At 73.2% G+C, this 21,082-nt stretch carries 24 protein-coding genes; 7 read left to right on the plus strand and 17 right to left on the minus strand.

Annotated features, from left to right (window positions below; translation table 11 throughout):
• Window positions 1–257 precede the first annotated feature (257 nt).
• The 3 genes from ABD223_RS16170 to ABD223_RS16180 all read right to left on the minus strand — a co-directional run bounded on the left by ABD223_RS16170 (window position 258) and on the right by ABD223_RS16180 (window position 2,120).
• Window positions 258–734: an NUDIX hydrolase gene (locus tag ABD223_RS16170; protein ID WP_344037058.1), complete on the minus strand. Its 477-nt coding sequence runs from the start codon at window positions 732–734 to the stop codon at window positions 258–260.
• Window positions 731–1,321 carry a helix-turn-helix domain-containing protein gene (locus ABD223_RS16175; protein WP_344037059.1) on the minus strand — a complete coding sequence of 197 codons (591 nt, stop codon included), beginning with the start codon at window positions 1,319–1,321 and terminating at the stop codon, window positions 731–733. Before ABD223_RS16175 ends, ABD223_RS16170 begins: the two co-directional genes overlap by 4 nt.
• Before the next feature lie 82 nt (window positions 1,322–1,403).
• A complete protein-coding gene (locus ABD223_RS16180) occupies window positions 1,404–2,120 on the minus strand; it encodes a thymidine kinase (protein ID WP_344037060.1) in 717 nt (238 codons plus the stop codon).
• A gap of 218 nt (window positions 2,121–2,338) precedes the next feature.
• Between ABD223_RS16180 and ABD223_RS16185 the strand changes: the two genes are divergently transcribed.
• Together ABD223_RS16185 and ABD223_RS16190 are read left to right on the plus strand one after the other, a co-directional pair.
• A complete protein-coding gene (locus tag ABD223_RS16185) occupies window positions 2,339–2,662 on the plus strand; it encodes a PadR family transcriptional regulator (protein ID WP_344037061.1) in 324 nt (107 codons plus the stop codon).
• Window positions 2,659–3,396 (plus strand): hypothetical protein, encoded by a 738-nt coding sequence (locus ABD223_RS16190; protein ID WP_344037062.1) that lies wholly within the window; start codon window positions 2,659–2,661, stop codon window positions 3,394–3,396. The genes ABD223_RS16185 and ABD223_RS16190 overlap by 4 nt, the downstream gene beginning before the upstream one ends.
• Before the next feature lie 52 nt (window positions 3,397–3,448).
• Here the strand turns inward: ABD223_RS16190 and ABD223_RS16195 are convergent, their stop codons facing one another.
• A complete protein-coding gene (locus ABD223_RS16195; protein ID WP_344037063.1) occupies window positions 3,449–4,846 on the minus strand; it encodes an MFS transporter in 1,398 nt (465 codons plus the stop codon).
• Between the two features lie 213 nt (window positions 4,847–5,059).
• On the minus strand, window positions 5,060–5,833 hold the full coding sequence (locus ABD223_RS16200; protein ID WP_344037064.1) for a glycerophosphodiester phosphodiesterase family protein: 774 nt from the start codon (window positions 5,831–5,833) through the stop codon (window positions 5,060–5,062).
• Between the two features lie 69 nt (window positions 5,834–5,902).
• Between ABD223_RS16200 and ABD223_RS16205 the strand changes: the two genes are divergently transcribed.
• The 3 genes from ABD223_RS16205 (at window position 5,903) to ABD223_RS16215 (ending at window position 9,133) form a co-directional block, all read left to right on the plus strand.
• The gene (locus tag ABD223_RS16205) at window positions 5,903–6,259 is read left to right on the plus strand and encodes a hypothetical protein (RefSeq protein WP_344037065.1); all 357 of its coding nucleotides are present in this window, start codon (window positions 5,903–5,905) and stop codon (window positions 6,257–6,259) included.
• Window positions 6,260–6,411: 152 nt separating this feature from the next.
• Window positions 6,412–8,439, plus strand: a complete 2,028-nt coding sequence (locus ABD223_RS16210; protein ID WP_344037066.1) for a putative bifunctional diguanylate cyclase/phosphodiesterase — start codon at window positions 6,412–6,414, stop codon at window positions 8,437–8,439.
• Window positions 8,440–8,485: 46 nt separating this feature from the next.
• Window positions 8,486–9,133 carry a VOC family protein gene (locus ABD223_RS16215; protein ID WP_344037067.1) on the plus strand — a complete coding sequence of 216 codons (648 nt, stop codon included), beginning with the start codon at window positions 8,486–8,488 and terminating at the stop codon, window positions 9,131–9,133.
• Between the two features lie 225 nt (window positions 9,134–9,358).
• Here ABD223_RS16215 and ABD223_RS16220 read toward each other — a convergent pair whose 3' ends face one another.
• From ABD223_RS16220 to ABD223_RS16260, 9 genes are all read right to left on the minus strand, one after another.
• Window positions 9,359–9,820, minus strand: coding sequence for a PPOX class F420-dependent oxidoreductase (locus ABD223_RS16220; RefSeq protein ID WP_344037068.1), 462 nt, complete (start codon window positions 9,818–9,820; stop codon window positions 9,359–9,361).
• A gap of 9 nt (window positions 9,821–9,829) precedes the next feature.
• Entirely contained in the window at window positions 9,830–10,330 is a 501-nt protein-coding gene (locus tag ABD223_RS16225) for a GrpB family protein (RefSeq protein WP_344037069.1), read from the minus strand.
• 53 nt (window positions 10,331–10,383) lie between these two features.
• Window positions 10,384–11,361 (minus strand): tyrosine-type recombinase/integrase, encoded by a 978-nt coding sequence (locus ABD223_RS16230; RefSeq protein ID WP_344037070.1) that lies wholly within the window; start codon window positions 11,359–11,361, stop codon window positions 10,384–10,386.
• A 650-nt stretch (window positions 11,362–12,011) separates the two neighbouring features.
• Window positions 12,012–12,515, minus strand: a complete 504-nt coding sequence (locus ABD223_RS16235) for a MarR family winged helix-turn-helix transcriptional regulator (protein WP_344037071.1) — start codon at window positions 12,513–12,515, stop codon at window positions 12,012–12,014.
• Window positions 12,516–12,572: 57 nt separating this feature from the next.
• A complete protein-coding gene (locus ABD223_RS16240) occupies window positions 12,573–13,274 on the minus strand; it encodes a class I SAM-dependent methyltransferase (protein WP_344037072.1) in 702 nt (233 codons plus the stop codon).
• 53 nt (window positions 13,275–13,327) lie between these two features.
• Window positions 13,328–14,041, minus strand: coding sequence for an SDR family NAD(P)-dependent oxidoreductase (locus tag ABD223_RS16245; RefSeq protein WP_344037073.1), 714 nt, complete (start codon window positions 14,039–14,041; stop codon window positions 13,328–13,330).
• Window positions 14,029–14,808: a hypothetical protein gene (locus tag ABD223_RS16250; RefSeq protein ID WP_344037074.1), complete on the minus strand. Its 780-nt coding sequence runs from the start codon at window positions 14,806–14,808 to the stop codon at window positions 14,029–14,031. The genes ABD223_RS16245 and ABD223_RS16250 overlap by 13 nt, the downstream gene beginning before the upstream one ends.
• Before the next feature lie 10 nt (window positions 14,809–14,818).
• Window positions 14,819–15,574, minus strand: a complete 756-nt coding sequence (locus ABD223_RS16255; RefSeq protein WP_344037075.1) for a TetR/AcrR family transcriptional regulator — start codon at window positions 15,572–15,574, stop codon at window positions 14,819–14,821.
• 12 nt (window positions 15,575–15,586) lie between these two features.
• Window positions 15,587–15,769, minus strand: coding sequence for a hypothetical protein (locus tag ABD223_RS16260; RefSeq protein WP_344037076.1), 183 nt, complete (start codon window positions 15,767–15,769; stop codon window positions 15,587–15,589).
• A gap of 26 nt (window positions 15,770–15,795) precedes the next feature.
• Here ABD223_RS16260 and ABD223_RS16265 point away from each other — a divergent pair, with 26 nt between their 5' ends.
• The gene (locus ABD223_RS16265) at window positions 15,796–16,347 is read left to right on the plus strand and encodes a CGNR zinc finger domain-containing protein (protein ID WP_344037077.1); all 552 of its coding nucleotides are present in this window, start codon (window positions 15,796–15,798) and stop codon (window positions 16,345–16,347) included.
• Here the strand turns inward: ABD223_RS16265 and ABD223_RS16270 are convergent.
• On the minus strand, window positions 16,335–17,243 hold the full coding sequence (locus tag ABD223_RS16270; protein WP_344037078.1) for a pentapeptide repeat-containing protein: 909 nt from the start codon (window positions 17,241–17,243) through the stop codon (window positions 16,335–16,337). The genes ABD223_RS16265 and ABD223_RS16270 overlap by 13 nt on opposite strands.
• Window positions 17,244–17,394: 151 nt before the next feature.
• On the opposite strand from ABD223_RS16270, the gene ABD223_RS16275 reads away from it, so the two are divergent.
• Window positions 17,395–18,771, plus strand: coding sequence for an amidase family protein (locus ABD223_RS16275; RefSeq protein WP_344037079.1), 1,377 nt, complete (start codon window positions 17,395–17,397; stop codon window positions 18,769–18,771).
• Window positions 18,772–18,777: 6 nt separating this feature from the next.
• Here ABD223_RS16275 and ABD223_RS16280 read toward each other — a convergent pair whose 3' ends face one another.
• Both ABD223_RS16280 and ABD223_RS16285 read right to left on the minus strand, forming a co-directional pair.
• Window positions 18,778–19,689 carry a hypothetical protein gene (locus tag ABD223_RS16280; protein WP_344037080.1) on the minus strand — a complete coding sequence of 304 codons (912 nt, stop codon included), beginning with the start codon at window positions 19,687–19,689 and terminating at the stop codon, window positions 18,778–18,780.
• Window positions 19,690–19,844: 155 nt separating this feature from the next.
• The gene (locus ABD223_RS16285; RefSeq protein WP_344037081.1) at window positions 19,845–21,074 is read right to left on the minus strand and encodes an SPFH domain-containing protein; all 1,230 of its coding nucleotides are present in this window, start codon (window positions 21,072–21,074) and stop codon (window positions 19,845–19,847) included.
• Between the last annotated feature and the right edge of the window lie 8 nt (window positions 21,075–21,082).

Raw genomic sequence — 21,082 nt, forward strand, 5'->3', positions numbered from 1 at the left:
GGATGGCGTAATCCTGGCAGAGGTCGTGCGGCTGCGACAGCTTAGACCGAACACGCAGGGCGACGTTACGCCGGGTTTAACTCAGCAGTAGTGACGCCCGTCATGTTTGCGGTCACGGAAAGTGATTCCCTCGGGTCTAAGGGCGGCTCGGCGCGCCGAGCGGAGGCGCGGTGGAGGTCGGTGGCGGACACGAGGATGTATCACCCCTGATGACGGCTCTCAAACTCCGCCCCGACCGCTTTGCAGCCACGATCGCTTCAGTGTTGCCCGAACGCAACGTCCCGGTGGAGGCGTTCCAGCAGCTCGGCCTGGGCTTTGACGATCTTCTCCTTGGCTTCGACCAGCGGGAACCAGGCGACGCGGTCGAGTTCGGGGAAGCTGCGGAACCGGCCGGAGCCGCGGGGCCACTCCATCGTGTAGGTCCCGGGAATCACCTGTTCGGGGTCCAGGTCGCCGGCCAGGGCCCAGGCCTGGACGACCTTGCCGCCGGCCTGGCGGACCTCGCCGAGGGGGCGCAGCTCGCCCTCGGGCAGGGGCAGGCCGAGTTCCTCGGTGAACTCGCGGCGCGCGGTGGCCTGCGGGTCCTCGTCGTCCTCGGGCATGCCCTTGGGGATGGACCAGGCGCCGGCGTCCTTGCCGGCCCAGTAGGGGCCGCCCATGTGGCCGAGCAGGACCTGGAGTTCGCCGTCGTGGTGGCGGTGCAGGACGATGCCCGCGCTGCGCTTGCCGGTCATGGTTCCAGTGTGGCGGTGCGGGTGGGTCGGGTCTTGCGGTGGGTGCGCATGTGGATCTGCTCGCCCTGCTTGCCGAACAGGCTGAGGATCTCGACGGGTTCGTCGTCGGCGGGGCCGAACCAGTGGGGCAGGCGGGTGTCGAACTCGGCGGCCTCGCCGGGGGCCAGGACGACGTCGTGGTCGGCGAGCACCAGGCGGAGCCGGCCGGACAGGACGTAGAGCCACTCGTAGCCGGTGTGGGTGCGCGGGTCGGGTTCGCCGCGCGGCGGGATGATCATCTTGTAGGCCTGGAGGCCGCCGGGTTGCTGGGTGAGGGGCAGGATGGTCATGCCGTTGCGGCGGACGGGCACGGGGCGGATGCGGGGGTCGCCGACGGGTGGCGCGCCGACGAGTTCGTCGAGGGGCACGCGGTGGGCGCGGGCGATGGGCAGCAGCAGTTCGAGGCTGGGTTTGCGCAGGCCGGACTCCAGGCGGGAGAGGGTGCTCTTGGAGATGCCGGTGGCGGCGGCGAGGTCGGCGAGGGTGGCGCCGCGGGTGGTGCGGATGTGGCGGAGTCGTTCGCCGACCTTGTCGAGCACGTCGTCCATGGTTGTCCCTGTTCCGGCAACGGTGTTTGTCCATTGTGGGACAGGGTGGTGTCGTGCCGCCGGCGCGCGGGCGCCTGTCGGGTCAGGTGAGGCTGAGTTGGCGGCCGGCGACGGTGGCGGGGCCGAGGTCGCCGGTGCGGTAGTGGGTCCGGCACAGGACCTGGTAGCGGACCTCGTCGGCGGTGACGGCGGTGTCGGCGACCATGACGGTGTCGCCGGCGCGGACGACCTCGCCGTCGTGGACGCGGGCGTTGAACCGGCCGGGGCGGCCGCACCAGCACAGGACCTCGACCTGGATGGCGTGGAGTTCGTCGGCGAGTTCGAACAGGCGGCGGGAGCCGGGGAACAGGGCGCTGCGGAAGTCGGTGGCCAGGCCGAAGCAGTGGACGTCGAGGCGGGCGTCGTCGGCGAGTTCGGCGAGCTGGTCGACCTGGTCGGGGGAGAGGAACTGGGCTTCGTCGACGATGAGGTAGTCGATGCGGGCGCCGCGGGCCCAGTGGTCGCGGACCACGGTGCACAGGTCCATGTCCTCGTGGACCTCCAGTGCGGTGCGGGCCAGGCCCATGCGGCTGGAGATGGTGGGGGTGCCGGAGCGGTCGTGGCGGACGAGCAGCAGGCCGCGGCGGCCCTGGCGGGCCTGGTTGTGGTCGATCTGGAGGGCGAGGGTGGACTTGCCGCAGTCCATGGGGCCGAAGAAGAACCTCAGCCTGCCGGTGGGGGACAGGGCGTGTCCGGTGCCGGGTGGGGGCACGGGGGACAGCGCGTCGGTCGGGTCCTGGGCAGGGTTGGTGGGTTCCACGGCGGGCCACCCTAGTGCGCCGGTCGGGGGTGTGGTGGCGCGGCCCGTCGTGATCGTCCCGGGGTCATCGGCCTTGTTCGGCGTTTCCATGACTTCAGTGTTGCCCGAACGCAACACGTAGCGGCGTGCCGAAGTCCGACCTGCACACCCCAACACCAGCACGGAGGCAAACGGGTTTCGCTCGACGAGATATACCGCGACGCGATATAACCTGTGGTGTGAAAGGTCTGTCGGAACAGGCGTTCCTGGTGTTGACGGCGTTGGCGGAGCAACCGCTGCACGGGTACGCGATCGTGCGCGCGGTGCAGGAGCTCTCGGAGGACCGGGTGCGGCTGCGGGTGGGCACCCTCTACGGGGTGCTGGACCGGTTGGTGGCCGACGGGTGGGCCGAGCCGGATCGGGAGGAGGTGCACCAGGGTCGGCTGCGCCGGTACTACCGGCTGACCGACACGGGGGTGCGGGAGTTGTCGGCGGAGGTGGCGCGGCTGTCGGCGAACGTGCGGGCGGCGTCGTCGGTGTTGCGGGCGAGGGGGGCGCTGTGAGCGGGTCGTCGAGGCTGGAGCGCAGGTACCGGGCGTTGCTGCGGGTCCTGCCGGGCTGGTACCGGGCCGAGCGCGAGGAGGAGATGGTCGGGCTGTTCCTGGCCGACCGGGACGACGAGCTGGACCTGGAGCACGGCTGGCCGGGGTGGGGCGAGGCGGCCGCGACGCTGGGGCTGGCGGTGCGGGTGCGGCTGGGCGCGCGCCGGCCGGCGGGGGAGCTGGTGCGCCTGGTCGGGCTGACCGGCCTGGTCGCGCAGCTGGCGATGGTCGGCCAGGTCGCGTCGGCCGTGCTGCTGGCCGGTGCTCCGGTGCAGGTGGCCTGGTGGGCGGACGTGCCGGTGGTGGTGGCGTTCGCGGCGCTGGTGGCCGGGTACCGGGCGGTGGGTCGGGTGGCCGCGGCCGTGACGGGGGTGCTGGCCGCGGCGCCGTGGGTGTTCGCGGTGGCCTCGGGCATGTCGTGGTGGTGGACGGCCCTGTTCGCGCTGCCGGTGTGGATCACCGCGGCGGCGGTGGTCGTCGGGTTCCACGCCGAGGCGCCGCGCCCGTCGTCGCGGTGGTGGGCGCCTGCGGTGGCGGGTGTGGTGGTCGGATCGGTGGTGTGGCAGACGTGGTCGCCGGCGGCGGTGTGGTTGTCGTGGCTGTCGTTCCTGTGGGCCTGGGTGGTGGCCGCGGCGGTGGTCGCGGTGTTCCGCCCGTGGCGCGCCGCACGCCGGCGGGCCCCGGCCGGCGGCTGACCGGGTGGGGGTGCGGCGGCCGTGGTCCGGTGGCCGCACCCCTCGCCGGGTGTCAGACGTTGGTGGGCACGGGGTTGCCGGAGGCGATGATGGCCCGCCGCACCGGCACGAAGATCAGCAGCACGAACCCGACCACGAAGAAGATCACCAGGCTGATGATGGCCAACCGGAACGAGCCGGTGGCCTGCCCGACGCCGGCGAACACCAGGGGGCCCAGCCACGAGGTGGAGCGCTCGCCCACCTCGTAGAGGGAGAAGTACTGGGCTTCGCGGCCCGGCGGGATCATCTGGCTGAACAGGGAGCGGGACAGGGCGTTGGTGCCGCCCAGGACCAGGCCGATGCCGGCGGCCAGGGCGTAGAACTGCACCTGCTGCCCGGCCTGCACGAAGAACGCGGCGCCGACCACGACGATCCACACGCACAGGCTGACCATGATGGTGCGCTTGGCGCCCCAGGAGCGGGCGAGGCGGCCGTGCAGCACGCCGCCGAAGAACGCCACGAACTGCACGATCAGGATCGTGGTGATCAGGACCGTCTCGTCGAGCAGCAGTTCGTCGCGGCCGTACTGGGCGGAGACGTTGGCGACGGTGGCGATGCCGTCGGTGTAGATCAGGTAGGTGGCCAGGAACGCCAGGGTCAGGGGGAACATGCGGGCCTGGCGGGCGGTGGCGCGCAGTTCGGTGAACCCGGCGGTGATCACCGAGGCCCCGGACTCGGTGCCGTGGGGCGCCTGGTGGCGCTTGAGGCGGGCGAGGGGGACGAGGGTGAACCCGGCCCACCACAGGCCCGACAGCACGAACGCGATCCGCACGGCCGCGGACTCGGACAGACCGATCGCGTCGTGGCCGACGAACAGGGCCAGGTGCACGGCCAGGGCGATGCCGCCGCCGAGGTAGCCGAACGCCCAGCCGCGGGCGGAGACGGCGTCGCGCTCGTCGGGGTCGGCGATCTCGGGCAGGAAGGCGTAGTAGACCACCACGGACGCGCCGTAGCAGATGTTGCCGAGGATGAACAGCACCACGCCGAGGTGCCAGTTGTCCCCGGAGACCAACGACAGCGCCACGGTGGCGGTCGAACCGGCGAACGCCAGCGCGCCCAGCATCCGGCGCTTGTTCTGGGTGCGGTCGGCGATCGCACCCATGAGGGGCAGCACCAGCACCTGCACCACGGTGGCCACCGACAGCAGGTAGCCCCACAGGGACCCCGCCGGGAAGTACAGGCCGAACAGGCTGATGTCGCAGGCGCGCAGGGCCGACTCGGCGCACGCCGCGGGCCCGTTGCGGGCGGTGTCGGCCTTGGCCGCCTCTTCGGCCACCGCGGTGAGATAACCGGAGAGGAACACCAGGGCCACGGAGGTGGGGAACACCGAGTTCGCCCAGTCGTACCAGGTCCAGCCGCGTTGTTCGCGCTTGCGGTCCACCGCGGGGGTGGTGCTGTCGGCCACGCTCATGGAGGCGGACTGTAGCCGGTGGTTCCCCCGTTGGTGGTGATCACCACCAACCTGTTGCCTTCCGGACCGCCGATGTGCGCCCGCCGGACAACCGGGGCCGGTCGCGGCGTCGGGGGAGGGGGCCGACCGGGGGACGGGCGCCCCGGGAACGGGCCCCGGGAGTTCGGTTCCGGGCTCAGCGGTTCAGGGCCTGGAGGGTCGGGTCCACGAGGTTCAGGAGGTCCAGGCGCCGCGCGAGGCCAGGACCTCCCGCAACCGGTCCGGCCGGTCGGTGACCAGCCCGTCCACCCCCAGGTCCAGCAGCGCGCGCATCACCGGCTCCTCGTCGATGGTCCACACGTGCACCTCCAACCCCCGCCGGTGCGCCGCCCGCACGAACCGCCCGTCGACCACCCGCAACCGGCCCTGCACCGCCGGCACCTGCGCGATCATGCCCCGCACCGGCAGGTTCGCCACCCGCAGCCGCCCCGCCGCCCACAGCGCGCCCACGTTGCGCGGCCCCATCGACGTCAACAGCCCCGGCCCGCCCAGGCGCCGCAACCGCGCCAACCGCCGGTCGGAGAACGACGCCAGGCACACCCGGCCCAGCGCGCCCGTCCGCCGCAACACCCCCAACACCGGCTCCACCGCCGCGTCGGCCTTCACGTCGATGTTGAGCAGCGCCTCCGGCAGCTCCTCCAGCAGGTCCTCCAGCCGCGCGATCGGCTCCCGGCCGCCCACCCGCGCCCCCGACACCACCGACCACGGCTGCCCCGCCACCGCGCCCACCCGGTCGGTGGTGCGGTCCAGCACCGCGTCGTGGTGGACCACGACCACGCCGTCCGACGTGGCGTGCACGTCGGTCTCCAGGTAGCGGAACCCCTCCCGGGAAGCCCTGGTGAACGCCGACAGCGAGTTCTCCATCCCGGCCAGCTCGTCCAGGTGCCAGCCCCGGTGGGCGTAGGCGCGCGGGTGCGGTCCGGTCAGGTACGGGTGGGTCGCGGTCACAACGGCAGAGTCTGCCCTGGCGGCGTGGCGTTGCGGTGACCGGTGGGTAGCGGGATACCGTCGGCCGCCATGGAGCTGGTGACCGAGGCCGTCGCGGGACGCCGGGAAGAAGCCAGGCACTGCGCCTGGTGCGGGCGACGCCTGCCCGACAGCAGCCGGATCGGCCGTCCACGCCGCTACTGCGCCCAACCCTGCCGGCAACGCGCCTACGAACGCCGCGCCGCCGTCCAACGCGGCGGGCTGCCCGAGGACGCCGTCGTGCTCTCCGCGGGGGAGCTGGCCGACCTCCAGGACCGGCTGTTCCAGCTGCGCTGCGCCGCCGAGGACGTCGCCACCGCCGCGGCCGACGGCGCGGCCCGCGCCGAACTGCGCCGACTCGCCGACGAACTCGTCCACACCGCCCGAGGCCTGGAGCGGCTGCGCTGAGCACCCCGCCCCCGGGACCAGCCGACCCCGGTACCCCCGACCCCGGATCACCCGACCCGAGATCACCCCGCCGCCCCGGACCACCCGGCCCCGGCTTGCCCGCGCCACGTGATCTCCACCATCATGACGCCCGGGGTGGCGAGGAGGAACGCGTGAACGGCGACGGCGCGTTGCACCGCGAGGTGCTCGACCGGGCCGACGTGGGGTTCGGCGTGACCGACCCCCACGGAGCCCTGACCTGGGTCAACCCGGCACTGGCCGAATTCCTCGGCATCCCCGCCGACCAAGCCCCCGGCATCGCCCTGCCCACCCTGCTCCCCGGCACCCCCGAAGGCCCCCGCGCCGGCATCGCCCTGCTCACCCCCAGCGCCTACTGGCAGGGCCACCGCTGGCTCGAAGTCGCCTGCCACCCCCTCGGCGACGGACGCCTGCTCTACCGCGTCGCCGACGTCACCGCCTGGCGCGACCGCGAACTCGAAGCCACCCACGAAGCCGACGCCCTGCGCCGCGCCCAGGTCCTCGGCCGCATGGGCACCTGGGAGTGGCGCGTCCCCGAAGACCGCGTCACCTGGTCCGACACCCTCCTGGCCCTCTTCGGCTTCCCACCCGGCACCACCCTCGACTTCGACACCTACACCACCCTGGTCCACCCCCAGGACCTGCCCATGATCCAAACCACCCTCGCCGAAGCCATGCGCACCGGCGCGGGCTTCACCTACACCCACCGCATGACCCTCGCCGACCACACCACCGAACGCTGGTTCGAGTGCTTCGGCGAAGTCGAAACCGACACCGACGGCACACCCCTGCGCGTCCTGGGCACCGCCCACGACATCACCCGCGCCCGCCGCGTCCACGACGAACTCCTCGCCCTCGCCGAACAAGACCCCCTCACCGGCCTCGCCAACCGCCGCGCCGTCACCCGCGAACTGGAACGCCGACTCGCCACCGGCGGCTCCGGCGCCATGCTCCTGCTCGACCTCGACAACTTCAAAGACGTCAACGACCTGCGCGGACACGCCGTCGGCGACCGACTCATGAAAACCCTCGCCACCGCCCTGCGCTCCCGCCTCGACCCCACCCAACTCATCGGCCGCCTCGGCGGCGACGAATTCGCCGTCGTCCTGCCCGACCACGACCTCACCCGCGCCGCCCACACCGCCGACACCCTCCGCGACGCCGTCGCCTCCCTACCCCTCGTCGGCGCCGCCTCCCGCATCACCGTCTCCACCGGCGTCGCCCAATACGGCCCCGGCGACACCTGGGAACTCGTCCTCGCCAACGCCGACCTCGCCCTCTACGCCTCCAAAGCCGCAGGCCGCAACCGCGTCACCGTCTACGAACCCGGCCACTACGCCGACACCGCCAAACGCGTCTCCGTCCTCGACCGCCTCCGCACCGCCCTCGACCGCGGCGGCCTCGAACTCCACGCCATGCCCATGGTCCAACTCGCCACCGGCCGCACCCTCGGCCACGAACTGCTCCTGCGCCTCAACGACGGCCAACAACCCCCACTCGGCCCCGCCGAATTCCTCCCCGAAGCCGAACGCAGCGACCTCGTCCTCGACATCGACCGCTGGGTCCTCTCCACCGCCATCGACGCCCTCATCACCCACCCCGACCCCGAACTCCGCTTCAACGTCAACGTCTCCGGCCGCACCCTCGAAGACGAGGACTTCGCCGGCTTCGTCCTCGACCGCCTCGCCGGAGCCGGCGTCGCACCCGGCCGCCTCGGCCTCGAAATCACCGAAACCGCCGCCGTCACCAACCTCGACGCCGCCCGCGCCCTCGCCCTGCAACTACGCGCCTTCGGCTGCCGCATCACCCTCGACGACTTCGGCTCCGGCTTCGGCTCCTTCGTCCACCTCAAACACCTCCCCATCACCGGCATCAAGATCGACGGCGAATTCGTCCGCAACATCGACGAACGCTCCACCGACGCCGTCCTCGTCTCCGGCATCATCGAAATCGCCCGAGGCCTCGGCCTCTCCGCCGTCGCCGAATGGGTCGAACGCCCCGCCCAGGTCGACGTCCTCACCCGCCTCGGCGTCCGCGTCGGCCAAGGCTTCCACCTCGGCCGCCCCATACCCCTCGCCCACGTCCTCGCGGACCAACCGAAGACGCCGAACGGCGCATTGTCGCCCCACCTGGCCGCTGCCGAAGATGGGGCACACCCCTGACCCGACCCGCCCCACCACCCACCGCCCGAGGGGAACACCACCCGCCGTGCCCGGAACACACCACCCCTCGCGAGGCCTGCGCCGCATCGAACTCGCCACCCCCGACCCCCAACCCGTCGCCGAGTTCTACGCCGACCTCCTCGGCTGGATCCTCATCGCCGAACCCGACGGCGCCTTCACCGGCTGGGTCGGCGACCGCCTCGCCACCCGCATCCACCCCGGCGACACCGGCACCCGCATCGTCTTCGCCGACACCCACCCCCGCGACCTCCACCACGGCGCCACCACCGACCGAGGCCGAGTCCTCCACGGCCCCTGGGCGCCCCCACCCCGCCCCGGCGAACCCTGCTGGGTCGAACACCACGGCCCCACCGACGACCACCACTGGACCACCGAACTCGGCTGGACCACCCGCGACCCCCACGCCGAATTCACCCTCTACGACACCACCGGCGACAACCCACGCCCCGTAGCAGGCCGCCTCACCACCGCAGAAGGCGGCTGGACCCGCTACTACGCCGTCACCGACACCACCCGCACCACCCACACCGCCAAACAACTCGGCGGCACCACCCTCATCGGCCCCACCACAGTCCCCACCGGCACCGTCGCCGCCCTCACCGACCCCGCCGGCAACACCTTCGCCATCCTGGAGAACCCCACCGGCTGGGGCGGCACCTGGGCCAACCGCTAAAACCACCCGACGACACCCGGGGGAGCGGAGTTCAACCTCCACACACCGGGCCTCGACGCCACGACCCCGCACCCGGTACACACGACCAGACCGTCGCGCAGACGCCCTCGGAGCAGGAATCCAGGACCCGTCGAGCCCCTGCCGCCCAGCTCCTCCGGACGGAGACCGCGCAACTCGGCGACACGGGCACAACACCGCAGCCCACAGGGGAGCGGACCCCGACGATCAGCCACCCAACCCCGGCGGAAAACCACCCGTCGCCACCGGACCCCACCGATCCACCGACACCCGGATCAACACCTTCCCCTGCCGCACCATCGCCGCCCGGTACTCCTCCCAATCCGGGTGCTCACCCGAAATGCACCGGAAGTACTCCACCAACGGCTCCAACGCCCCCGGCAGGTCCAACACCTCCGCCTGCCCGTCCACCTGCACCCACGGACCATCCCAATCATCCGACAACACGCACAACGACACCCGCTCGTCACGACGCGCATTGCGCACCTTCGCCCGCCCCGGATAAGTCGACACCACCACCCGACCCTCCCCGTCCACCCCACACGTCACCGGCGACAGCTGCACCCCGCCACCACCACGCCGCGTCACCAACAACGCCCGATGACGCGGACGCACGAACTCCAACAAACCCTCACGAGACACCGTCTCGACAGTGGCAACCCTCGGCATACCCCCACCCTAAGAGCACACCCCACCACCCGCCCGACCCAAGATCTCCGCCACCACCCCCGACTTCGCCTCCGCATACCCCTCCAAGCACTCCCACTCCCGCGCCGCCAACTCCCGCTTCACCCCCTCGTACAACACCCGATCCGCCCCGCACACCCGCAACCGATCACGGAACGCCACCATCCGCCCCACCTCCGGATCACCCACCGTGAACACGTGCAGGTTCACCGCCGCACCCGGCCCCCTGAACATCCGGTGCTCACGCCACTCCGGCTCCCGCAACCGCAACACGTACCCCACCGACTCCAACGCCGGCACGTACGCACCCTCATCCGCCGAATCAGCCACCACCAACACCACGTCGACCACCGGCTTCGCCGCCAACCCCGGCACCGACGTCGACCCCACGTGCCACAACCCCAACACCGACACACCCAACGCGGCCCGCACCCGCCGCGCCTCCACCTCGTACAACCCCGGCCACGCCGCGTCATACCCCACCAACACCACCCGACCCACCACAACCACCCCCACACCAACCCGACACCGGGGGAGACCCCCGCCTACTCCCGCCCCGAACCCGGCAACCGCCCCAACGACACGTACGTCCGATTCCCCGCCACCGCCGCCCGCCGCTCCCGCGCCGTCGCCTCGATGTAGTTCTGCGACGTCGCCAACGACGCATGACCCAACAACGCCATGATCTCCGACGCCGACGCACCGTCCTCCGCCAACCGCGTCGCGAACGTGTGCCGCAACGCGTGCAAACTCGCCCCCGACGGCACCCGGTCGTGCAACCCCGCCCACCGGAAGCACGACCGCACCAAATACTCCAAACCACCCCGACCGATCGGCTCACCATGCCGATCCCGCACCAACGCCGACCCCCGATCGAACCGCGCCCGAGGAAAACGCGCCCGACACGACGCCAGATAACCCTCGATCACCCGATCCATCGCCGGCTCGATCGGCACCGACCGATCCCGACCACCCTTGCCCGCCACGTGCAACCGACGCTCACCAGGCCGCCCCACCACCGACCCCAACGTCAACGTCCGCATCTCCGCCGACCGCAACCCCGCCACCAACCCCAACGCCAACACCAGCACATCCCGCTCCGGCCACGGATCACGCCCACGCCGCACCCCCTCCGCCGCCGCCGCCAACAACCGCTCCGGCGTGTCCTCACCCCGCAACGGCTTCGGCACCAACGGCGGCGTCTTCGGCCGCGCCACCGCACCCATCGGGTTCCCCGCCACCAACTCCTCCGCCACGCAGAACGTCAAGAACTGGTTCCACGTCGACCACGCCCGCAACACCGACGACTTCGCGTGCGAATCCGCGAACACCCCGAACGCCGCCCGCAGGTTCCCCGCCGTCAAGTCCTCCACCACCAGCTCGTCCGGGGGAGTGGAGACCGCCTCCGCCAACAACACCGTGATCCCCGCCAGGTCACGCCGGTACGCGGCCGTCGTGTGAGGGGAGTCCTTGCGCGGGCGACGGGCGAGGAAGAACGACTCCTGGGCAGCGAGAACACGCATGTCGATCTTCCTACCGCACCGCACCGACAAAACCGGGCGATCGAGCTGTCCCACCCACGCGGATCCCCCCGACAACCGTGCTGATTCATGGATAATGCCGATTATCCATGAATTACGGGTCCGGAAGGGGATGGAGCCCCGACCGGGGGATGCCACTTCCGGCGCCCTCCGACGATCTCCAGGTCGGCCTCGCGACGTCATGCACGACGTGCGCGCGCCGGGTGACGCTCGGACGTGGGCGTCGAGGGCTTGCGGGTGCACGGTGCCGCACAGGCCGGGCAGGCGCCAGGGCGTTGATCATCACGGCGGTGTCGCACGTGACGCGGTGCGCGGCGCTCGCGCCTCCGGTTTCACCACCCTTGATACGTCACTGTGACGTATCAAGGGTGGTGCGGCGAGGCCTGGTTTCGTCGCGGCCGTCGGGGCACTCCCGGCTCCCGGGCGGCTCGGCCTCCTGCCCGTCGAGGCGTCCGGCGGTGCGCGCTCGACGCCGGCCGGTGCGCGTGGCTGCGGGCGCGCGCGTTCGCGACGTATCGGTGTGCGCGGTGCGCGTTGGGTGCCCGTGGGCGGCCCTCGTCCTGGATGGCCTGGTCAGCGCCCTGTGCCGTAAGGCCGATAATCTACATTATGTTAAGTAAGTCGTGCGGGGATCACATGTTGGGGTGCTGCTTCCCTGTCGGTTCGGTGGGTGGTGGGTCGAGGTGTTCGTGGATGCGGTCGCGCATGGGTTTGTCGGCGAGTGCGCGCAGTGCCGCGTCGATGGTGTCGGACAGGGAGTGCGGGAGTTCGGCGTCGAAGCGGAGGGTGGCGGCGTTGGTGGCTTGCCACTCGGCGTCGAGGGTGGGTTTGAGGGTGTGGGCGTGGTCGGTGAGGTGGACGAGGCGTTGGCGGGCGTCCTCCCCCGGCACGAGGTCGACGAGGCCGTCGCGGCGCATCTGGTTGACGGTTTGGCTGACGGCGGAGTGGGTGATGCCGATGGTGTCGGCCAGCCAGCGGATGGATCGGGGTCCGTGGGTGTGGACGAGTTGGATGATCGGGGTGTAGCGGGGGCGGAAGTCCGGTAGGCCGAGGTCGGTGTAGATGCGGGCGATGTCGCCGTCGAGTTGGTCGAGCAGGTGGCGCAGGCGGGTGCCGAGGAAGGATCGGTGGTCCACTCCCCTAATGTAACAGTGCTGTTGCTTTTGGGTGGAGCGCGGCGACGCGCAGGGTGGTCAGGCGGGGTCGGGTGGGCGCCAGACGGTGGTGGTCCTGGTGTCGACGCCTTCGAGGTCGGGGGGCACGGGGACGCGGTAGGCGTGGACGGGGGTCCAGTGGCGGGGCAGGAAGGAGCGTTGGGGGTCGCCGACGAGGACGAGGGCGCCGCGGTGGTGGGCGGCGAGGAGGAAGGGTTCGAAGCGGGCGGCCATGTCGCGGTCGTAGAAGACGTCGCCGGCGAGGAGGACGTCGACGGTGGGTGTGGTGTCGAGCAGGTCGTCGGTGGTGATGTGGAGGGTGAGGTGGTTGGCGGCGGCGTTGAGGGCGATGGCGGCGGCCGCGAGGGGGTCGATGTCGTTGGCGGTGACGTGGGCGCCCGCGTGGGCCGCGGCGAGGGCGACGAGGCCGGAGCCGGAGGCGATGTCGAGAACGGTGCGGCCGGCGACGAGGTGGGGGTGGTCGAGGAGGTGGCGGGCGAGGGCTTGGCCGCCTGCCCAGGGGAAGGCCCAGAACGGTGGTTCGGTGGTGCCGGTGTCCTGCCAGAGGGTGATGACGTCGTCGGCGGTGTGCAGGCGGAGTTCGGGGGTGAGGGGTGGGGTGCGCAGGGTGGTGGCGGCGCGGATGAAGTCGGTGGGGTGGTCGCGGTCCACGTGGTGGCGGTTCCTGGGCTGGGAGTGGTTGGTGTCGGGGGTGGTGCGGGTTGGGGGCGGTGTGATCATCGCGGTGCGGGTGCCCGTCCGGTGTGCTGGCACCCCGGACGGGCACCGGGTGCTCAGAGTCCTCCGCTGACCTTCAGGACCGCGCCCGTGGTGAAGGAGGCGCCGTCGCCGAGGAGCCAGGCGACGGCCTCGGCGATCTCCTCCGGTTCGCCGGGGCGGCCCAGCGGGATGAGCGGGGCGACCCGGTCGGGGCGGTCGGGCACGCCGGACAGCTCGTGGATCCCGGTGCGCACGGTGCCGGCGGCGACGGCGTTGACCCGGATCCCCCGCGGTCCCAGTTCCTTGGCCAGGCCGACGGTCATCGCCTCGACCGCGGCTTTGCTCGCCGCGTAGTGCACGTACTCCCCCGGCGCGCCGAGGGTCGCCGCCACGGAGGACAGTGACACGATCGACCCGCCTTCGCGCAGGTCGCGGGCCGCGCGCCGGGCGCACAGCAGCGCGCCCACGACGTTGACCTCCAGGACGCGGCGCAGGTCCTCGGTGCGCAGCTGCGCCAGTGGGCCGACCGGGCTGGTGATGCCGGCGTTGATCACCACGCCGGTGACCCGGCCCAGTTCGGCGGCGGTGTCGAACAGCTCCTCCACGTCGGCTTCCTCGGAGACCTCGGCGCGCACCGCGACCCCGCCGACCTCTCGGGCCAGCGCCTCGGCCTGTTCGCGGGCGGTGCGGTAGCCGATCACCACCCGGTTGCCCTCGCGCGCGACGCGGCGCACCACCGCGGCGCCGATGCCCCGGCTCCCGCCGGTCACCACGATCAGGCCAGCCATGCCGTCACCTCCGCGTCCACCTCGTGCGTGTGCGAGACCAGCATGTGCGCCAGGCCCGGCACCTCCACCAGTCGTGCGTCCGGCACGGTGTCGACCAGGGCGTCCTGCACCGGTCGGAACGCCGGGTACTCCTGTTCGCCGCGCACCACGAGCAGGGGTGTCCGCCATCGCGGCGCGTGGGCGGACACGTCCAGCTCCCGTGCCACCCGCCTGGCCTCGGGCGACCACTCGTAGCGCAGTCCGACGTGCTCCGTCGACGCGGCGACCACGGACTCGGCGGTCACGGCGGGGTTCACCACCGCCACCCGGCGCACCGGTGTCACGCCGCGTGCCGCGGTCAGCAGCGCCACGTGCCCGCCCGCCGAACCACCCACCAGGTCCACCGGTCCCGGGTTCACGCCCAAGGCGTCGCGCAGGTGTTCCAGCAGCGCGGGCACCGCCGCGACCGAGGACTCGACCAGCGGCGCGTACCAGGAGGTCACCACGTCCGACCGGGCCGGGTCGGGCTCGGTCACCGGCAGGGCGGGGTAGACCCGCCAGGCGTCCACGCCGTGCAGCGGCAGTGCCGTCGCCATGTCCCGGGGGTTGCCCGGCTCGCCCAGCAGGTGCCACACCAGCACCACCCGGTCGCCCGGCTGCCGGTCCTCCCCTGCCCGGTCCTCCCCTGCCCGGTCGTCCCCGGTTCTGTCGTCCGTCGGGGGCAGCGCCACGTACCGCACCCCGGCCGCGGTCCCCTCGACCACGTCGTCCGTTCCCCTGATCACCATGGGGCCGAACCTACGGGGCCGGGGCGCCGCCGGCGGCAGCGAACCCCTCGTCGCCGGGCACGGCGTCGCCGGGGTCGGCGGGAGCGGGGTCGGCGGCTTCCGGGACGGCGGCCCGGAACAGCTCCGAGCCCAGCGCCTGGAGGTCGTCCATGCCCATCGCGCGCACCGCCTCCTCCGGCAGTGCCAGCAACGTCACGGCCATGCCCAGGAAGTAGGCGTCGAGCACCCCCGCGCCGCGCGGCGAACCCGGCAGACCCGCCGCCGCGTGCAACCCCGCGGAGGCCCGCGCGTTGGACACCGCCATGCGCCCCAACGCCTCCCGCACCCCCGGTCGGCGCACCGCCTCCAGGTACAGCTCCACCATCGCGAGCAGCTGCGTCGGGTCCTCCCGCACCGCCCGTCGCAGCAATCCCGGGTACAGCCGCGCCACCTCCGCCGGGGTGATCCCCCGTGGTGTGGTCTCCCGCAACCGGCCCACCGCCTCGGCGTGCAGCAGCGTCATGCGGCCCGCCGCGGCTTCCAGCAGCGCTTCCCGCGTCGGGAAGTAGTTCTTCGTCGTCCCCTCGGGCACCTCCGCGGCCCGGTCCACCGCCCGGTGGGTCAGGCCGCGCCCGCCCTCGGCCGCCAGGACCGAGATCGCGCAGTCGCACAGCAGTTCCCGACGGCGGTCGGACCGACGACGTCCACCGGGTTGGTCGCCGGGCTCCCGGTTCCCGGTTCGACGGCGGTCGGCTTCCCAGCGGTTGGACTCCCGGCGGCCACTCACGAGGAGGGGACCCTAGTCGACCTCCGATCCGGCCCCGCCCGCGGCGGCCACGACGCGCCCCGCCTCCAGCACCAGCCACACCCCGCACACGCAGCGCACGTAGTCCACCACCCGGCGGGAGGACACCGGGTGGGAGGAGACCGGGTAGACGCGCTCGGCACTGGGCCACCCGCACGCGGGGCACCTGGAGTTCACACCGCCCAGCGTGGTGTCATGGTTCAGTGCATTTCAACCCTTACGGTGGTTCCGCGGCCGCGCTCGCCGCCGCCCTGGTCAACGCCGACCCCCGCAGCGGCCCCGAGGACCTGTTGCGGCTGCTGCGCGACCACGGCTACAAGCCCCTCGGCGCCCTCGACGCCGCCCAGGCCCGCGAGCTCACCGACTGGGCGGCCCGCCTGTCCCCGGTGTTCGACCACACCCCCGACCAGGTCGACCTGGTCAACGCCCTGCTCGCCGGCACGGCCAGCAAGCCCTACATCTCCACCCACGACCAGCGGGCGCCCCACCTGCACTTCGCCCCCGAGAACGCGCCCACCGCGCACCGCGTGCGCGCCTTCACCGCCGCCGGCCTCGCGCACGCGGTCTGCGACGACCCCGCCCGGTTGGGTCGCTGCGCCCGCCCGGACTGCCGCACCGCCTACGTCGACACCTCGCGCAACGGCCGCCGCCGCTACTGCACCACCCGCTGCGCCAACCGCGTGCACGTCGCCGACCACCGCCGCCGGCACCACACCGACCGGGCCGGCGCGGCGCCGGCGGGTCAGGTGCGCTGATCGCCCCCGTCCCCGCTGAGCACCCGGCGACCGAACCGGGCGTGCCCGAACTCCGCCGACTCCCCGATCAACGCCGACCCCACGTCCGTGCGCCCCCGGAACCACACGTGCCCGAACAACGCGTCCCGGTGCAGCACCACCCCGCCGAACAGCGCCCGGCCCCCGAACCGCGCACCCCGGAAGTCCGCCGTGCCGTGCACCTCGGCGCCGCGCAGGTCCGCCCGCCCGGACACCTTCGCCCCGGACGCCGCCAGATCACCGGCCACCTGCGCCGACCGCCACGACACGTTGCCCGTGAACACCGCCAGGGACCACGACGCCGACCGCGCGAACAGCGCGTCGGTGAACACCGCGTGCCGCAGGAACCGCGCCCCGGAGAAATCCGCGTCCCCGGTCACCGTCGCCGCCTCGAACCGCGCGTCCCCCACGAACACCGCGCCCACCAGGTCCACCCGACCCACCCGGCACCCCGACAGGTCCAGGTCGACCAGGATCGCCCCCGGCGCCACCACGTCCATCCCCGGCCAGAAATCACCACCCGGCCGCAGGTGCGACACCAGTTCCCGCTGCACCGCCGACCGCCACGCCACGTCCAGGCCCCGGCTCACCCCGCCGCGCAACGCCGCCGACCACGCGTCCACCACCGCCTGGCGCCGCCGCGGCACCTGCCGGCCGATCTCGGCCAGCAGCAACAGCCCCTCCCGGTCCCCCGACCGGAACAACCGGTTGGCCTCCCGCCACACCGACACCGGCGACACCGCCGCCACGCCCGGCGCCAGCCGCCGCCGGGCGTGCTCGTCCAGCAACGCGTCCGCCTGCGCCGCCCGCGCGTGCCGCACCCCGGCCCACACCACGACGACCACCGCCACCGCCACGGGAACCAGCCACGAGGACATACCCCGATCATGCCCCCACCCCGGACCCGGGCGCCCCCGGCCCACCCGAAGCCGGCACACCGAAGCACCCGGCGGCCGCCCTCGAACCGCGGCGCCCGGACCCGGCCCGCAACCACCACCGCGCACGCCGGCCCTGCCCTAGGGTGCGCACATGGACCTCACCGACGCGTGCTTCGCCGGCGCCGCGCGACAAGCCGAGCTGATGCGCTCCGGCGCGCTCACCGCCCGCGACCTCGTCACCGAGTGCCTGCGCCGCATCGACCGCCACGACCGCCGGCTCAACGCCTTCCGCCTCGTCTTCGCCCGCCAGGCCCTCGCCGACGCCGAGCACGCCGACGCCCTGCGCGCCCGGGGCCACGACGCGCCCCTGCTCGGCGTGCCCGTCGCGGTCAAGGAGGACATCCCGCTGGCCGGGCTGCCCACCACCCGCGGCACCGCCGCCGTCGAGACCACCGCGCCCGCGGACGCCGAGATCGTCCGCCGCCTGCGCGCCGCCGGCGCCGTCATCGTCGGCCGCACCCGCATGCCCGAACTCGGCCTGTGGCCCCACACCGAGACCACCTGGGCCGGCGCCACCCGCAACCCCTGGTCACCCGGGCACACCCCCGGCGGCTCCAGCGGCGGATCAGCGGCCGCCGTCGCCGCGGGCCTCGTCGGCGCCGCCATCGGCACCGACGGCGCGGGCTCCATCCGCATCCCCGCGGCCTGCACCGGCCTGTTCGGCCTCAAACCCCACCGCGACCTCGTCCCCCTCACCCCCGGCACCCACACCTGGGGCGGACTCGTCGCCGCCGGACCCATCACCCGCCACGTCCGCGACGCCGCCCTGCTGCTCGACGTCCTGGCGCCCGGCCGCGACCACACCGCCGCCGTCACCGCCCACCGCACCCTGCGCGTCGCGGTGTCCCTGCGGCCCTGGGGCCCCGGCATCGGCCTGCACCAGGACGTCCGCGACGCCGTCCTGGACACCGCCGGCCTGCTCACCGACCTCGGCCACGACGTCACCCGCCTCGACCCCGACCTGCGCGAACTGGCCGGCTCCACCGGGTTCGCCGCCCGCTACCTGCACCACGCCGCCGACACCGAGGCCACCCTCGACCGGCCCGACCGCCTCGACCGCGCCACCCGCGCCGTGGCCGCCCTCGGCCGTTCCCTGCCCGCGCCCGCCGTGCGCGCCGCCCTAGCCCAGCAACCCGGCCTGACCGACCACGCCAACCGCGTCTTCGCCGACCACGACCTGCTGCTGACCCCCGTGCTCACCCGCCCGCCCCTGCGCGTGGGCCAGTGGCGCCGCCTGCCCACCACCGCCGCCCTGCTCGCCGCCGCCCGCCTGACCACGTTCCTGCCCCTGTGGAACATCACCGGCAACCCCGCCGCCGCGGTCCCCGCCGGCCACACCCGCACCGGCCTGCCCCTGTCCGTGCAGCTCGTCGCCGCGCCCGACGGCGAACCCACCATCCTCACCGCCGCCGGCCAACTCCAACGGGCCCGGCCCTGGACCGACCGCCGCCCACCCACCACACCCTGAACGCGGTCAGCGGGACGGCTCCCCGGTCGCCCGGCGCACCAGTTCCACCGCCCCCGACGGCGCGCCCGGCGCCGACAACCGGGCCAGGACCTCCTCCCGCACCGCCGGCCACATCCCCAGCCCCGCGGCCAACGACCGCAGCCGCTCCCACGCCTCCCACACCGGGTGCGCCAGCACCAGGTCCCGCCGCAGCTCCACCGCCCGCGACACCCACCCCACCCGCAGGCACTCGTCCACGCCCAGGTCCACCAACCGGGCCGCCGCGCCCCGACCACCCGTGGCCACCAGCCCGCGCCGCACCCACCCCAGCGCCTCCTCCGACCGGTCCGCGTCCCGCAGCACCGTCGCCACCCGCAGGTAGTGCCACCCCGACGACAGGTCCCGCGACAACACCAACACCTGGAGGTCCACGTCACCGGTGTGCTCGGCCAGCTCCTCCACCACCCGCAGCAGCGCCCACCGCTCCCGGTCGTAGGTCCCGGTCCGGCCGAACCCGATCACCGGCAGCCGCTCGAACCGCGCCACCGCCTCCGCCCGGTAGAGCGCCAACCCCTCCGCGCCCAACGCCCCCGCGTAAGCCGACAACCGCACCTCCGGCGGCTCGGCGAACCCCGTCTGCAACCACAGCAGCCACTCGGCCAGCCCGACCGGCTCCGGCGGGTCCGACGCGCACGCCACCGCGTGCAGGTCCACCACCCGGTCCACCAGCTCCGCCAACGCCGCCCGGTGCTCCCGATCCTCCGCGACCGCCGCCACCAGCAGTTCCGCCACGTCCTGCGCCGCCTGCCGCGCGCCCGGACCACCGCGCACCAGGTCCGACAACCCCGCCACCACCGCGGCCAGCTCGTCCCACCGCGCCGCCCACGGGGCGCCGGAAGGGGCCAACGCGGTCGCGGCGCGGGTCGCTAAAGCGTGCACCGCGACATCCAACCGCACCCCGCGCCCGCCCACGACGCCCACCCGGACGCCCGTCCCGTGATCACACCGCCCGCCACCACCGCAAAAAGACGGGGCGCCGGCCCACGCCGACGCCCCGACACCCACCCGGTGCGAGCAAGATCACCAACCGGGGGTCACCCCCGTGGCGGCTCGGCCACCCCGCCGCCCAGCTCCCGCGCCGACGGCCCACCTGCCGACAACGACCCCGGAGCCCCGCCGGCCGCGGACGACCCCGACGACAGCGAACCGGGCGTCTCCAGCGGACCCGGCACCTCCTTGCGGGCCACCGCCTCCGCCGCCCGCACCGCCTCGGCCACCGCCGGGTCCGGCGCGGTGTCGAACCAGTCCGCCACCGACTCGTCGTCGGCCTCCGGCGTCGACACCGGCGGCTCCTCCTTCGACGGCTCGTACCGGAACACACCGTCCTCACCCGGCGCGCCCAGCATCCGCGCGAAACCCTCCAGCGCCTTGCCGTAGTCCGACGGCACCAGCCACACCTTGTTCGCGTCACCCTGCGCCATCTGCGGCAACGTCTGGAGGTACTGGTAGGCCAGCACCTCCGGCGTCGGCCGCCCGGCCTTGATCGCCGCGAACACCTTCTCGATCGCCTTCGCCTGACCCTGCGCCTGGAGGTAGCGGGCCGCCCGCTCACCCTGCGCCCGCAGGATCCGCGACTGCCGCTCCGCCTCCGCCGCCAGGATCGCCGCCTGCTTGGCGCCCTCCGCGGCCAGGATCTGCGACTGCTTCTGGCCCTCCGCGGTCTTGATCGACGACTCCCGCTGACCCTCCGCGTTCAGGATCATCGCGCGCTTCTCCCGGTCCGCGCGCATCTGCTTCTCCATCGAGTCCTGGATCGACGGCGGCGGGTCGATCGCCTTGAGCTCCACCCGCGCCACCCGGATGCCCCACCGGCCCGTCGCCTCGTCCAGCACCCCGCGCAGCTGGTTGTTGATCTGGTCGCGGGAGGTCAGCGTCTCCTCCAGGCTCATCCCGCCCACCAGGTTGCGCAGCGTCGTGGTCGTCAACTGCTCCACGCCCACGATGTAGTTGGAGATCTCGTACACCGCCGCCCGCGGATCGGTCACCTGGAAGTACACGACCGTGTCGATCGACACCGTCAGGTTGTCCTGCGTGATCACCGGCTGCGGCGGGAACGACACCACCTGCTCGCGCAGGTCGATGCGCGCCCGCACCCGGTCGAAGAACGGCACCAGGATGTTCAGGCCCGGCGCCGCGGTCGTGCGGTAGCGGCCCAGGCGCTCGATCACCGCGGCCGTGGCCTGCGGGATCACCAGCACGGACTTGACCGTGACGATCAACACGAACAGCACCAGCACCGCGATGACGATCAACGTGGTGGTCACAGGCTCCA

Source organism: Saccharothrix xinjiangensis (assembly GCF_039527585.1).
Classification (GTDB): domain Bacteria; phylum Actinomycetota; class Actinomycetes; order Mycobacteriales; family Pseudonocardiaceae; genus Actinosynnema; species Actinosynnema xinjiangensis.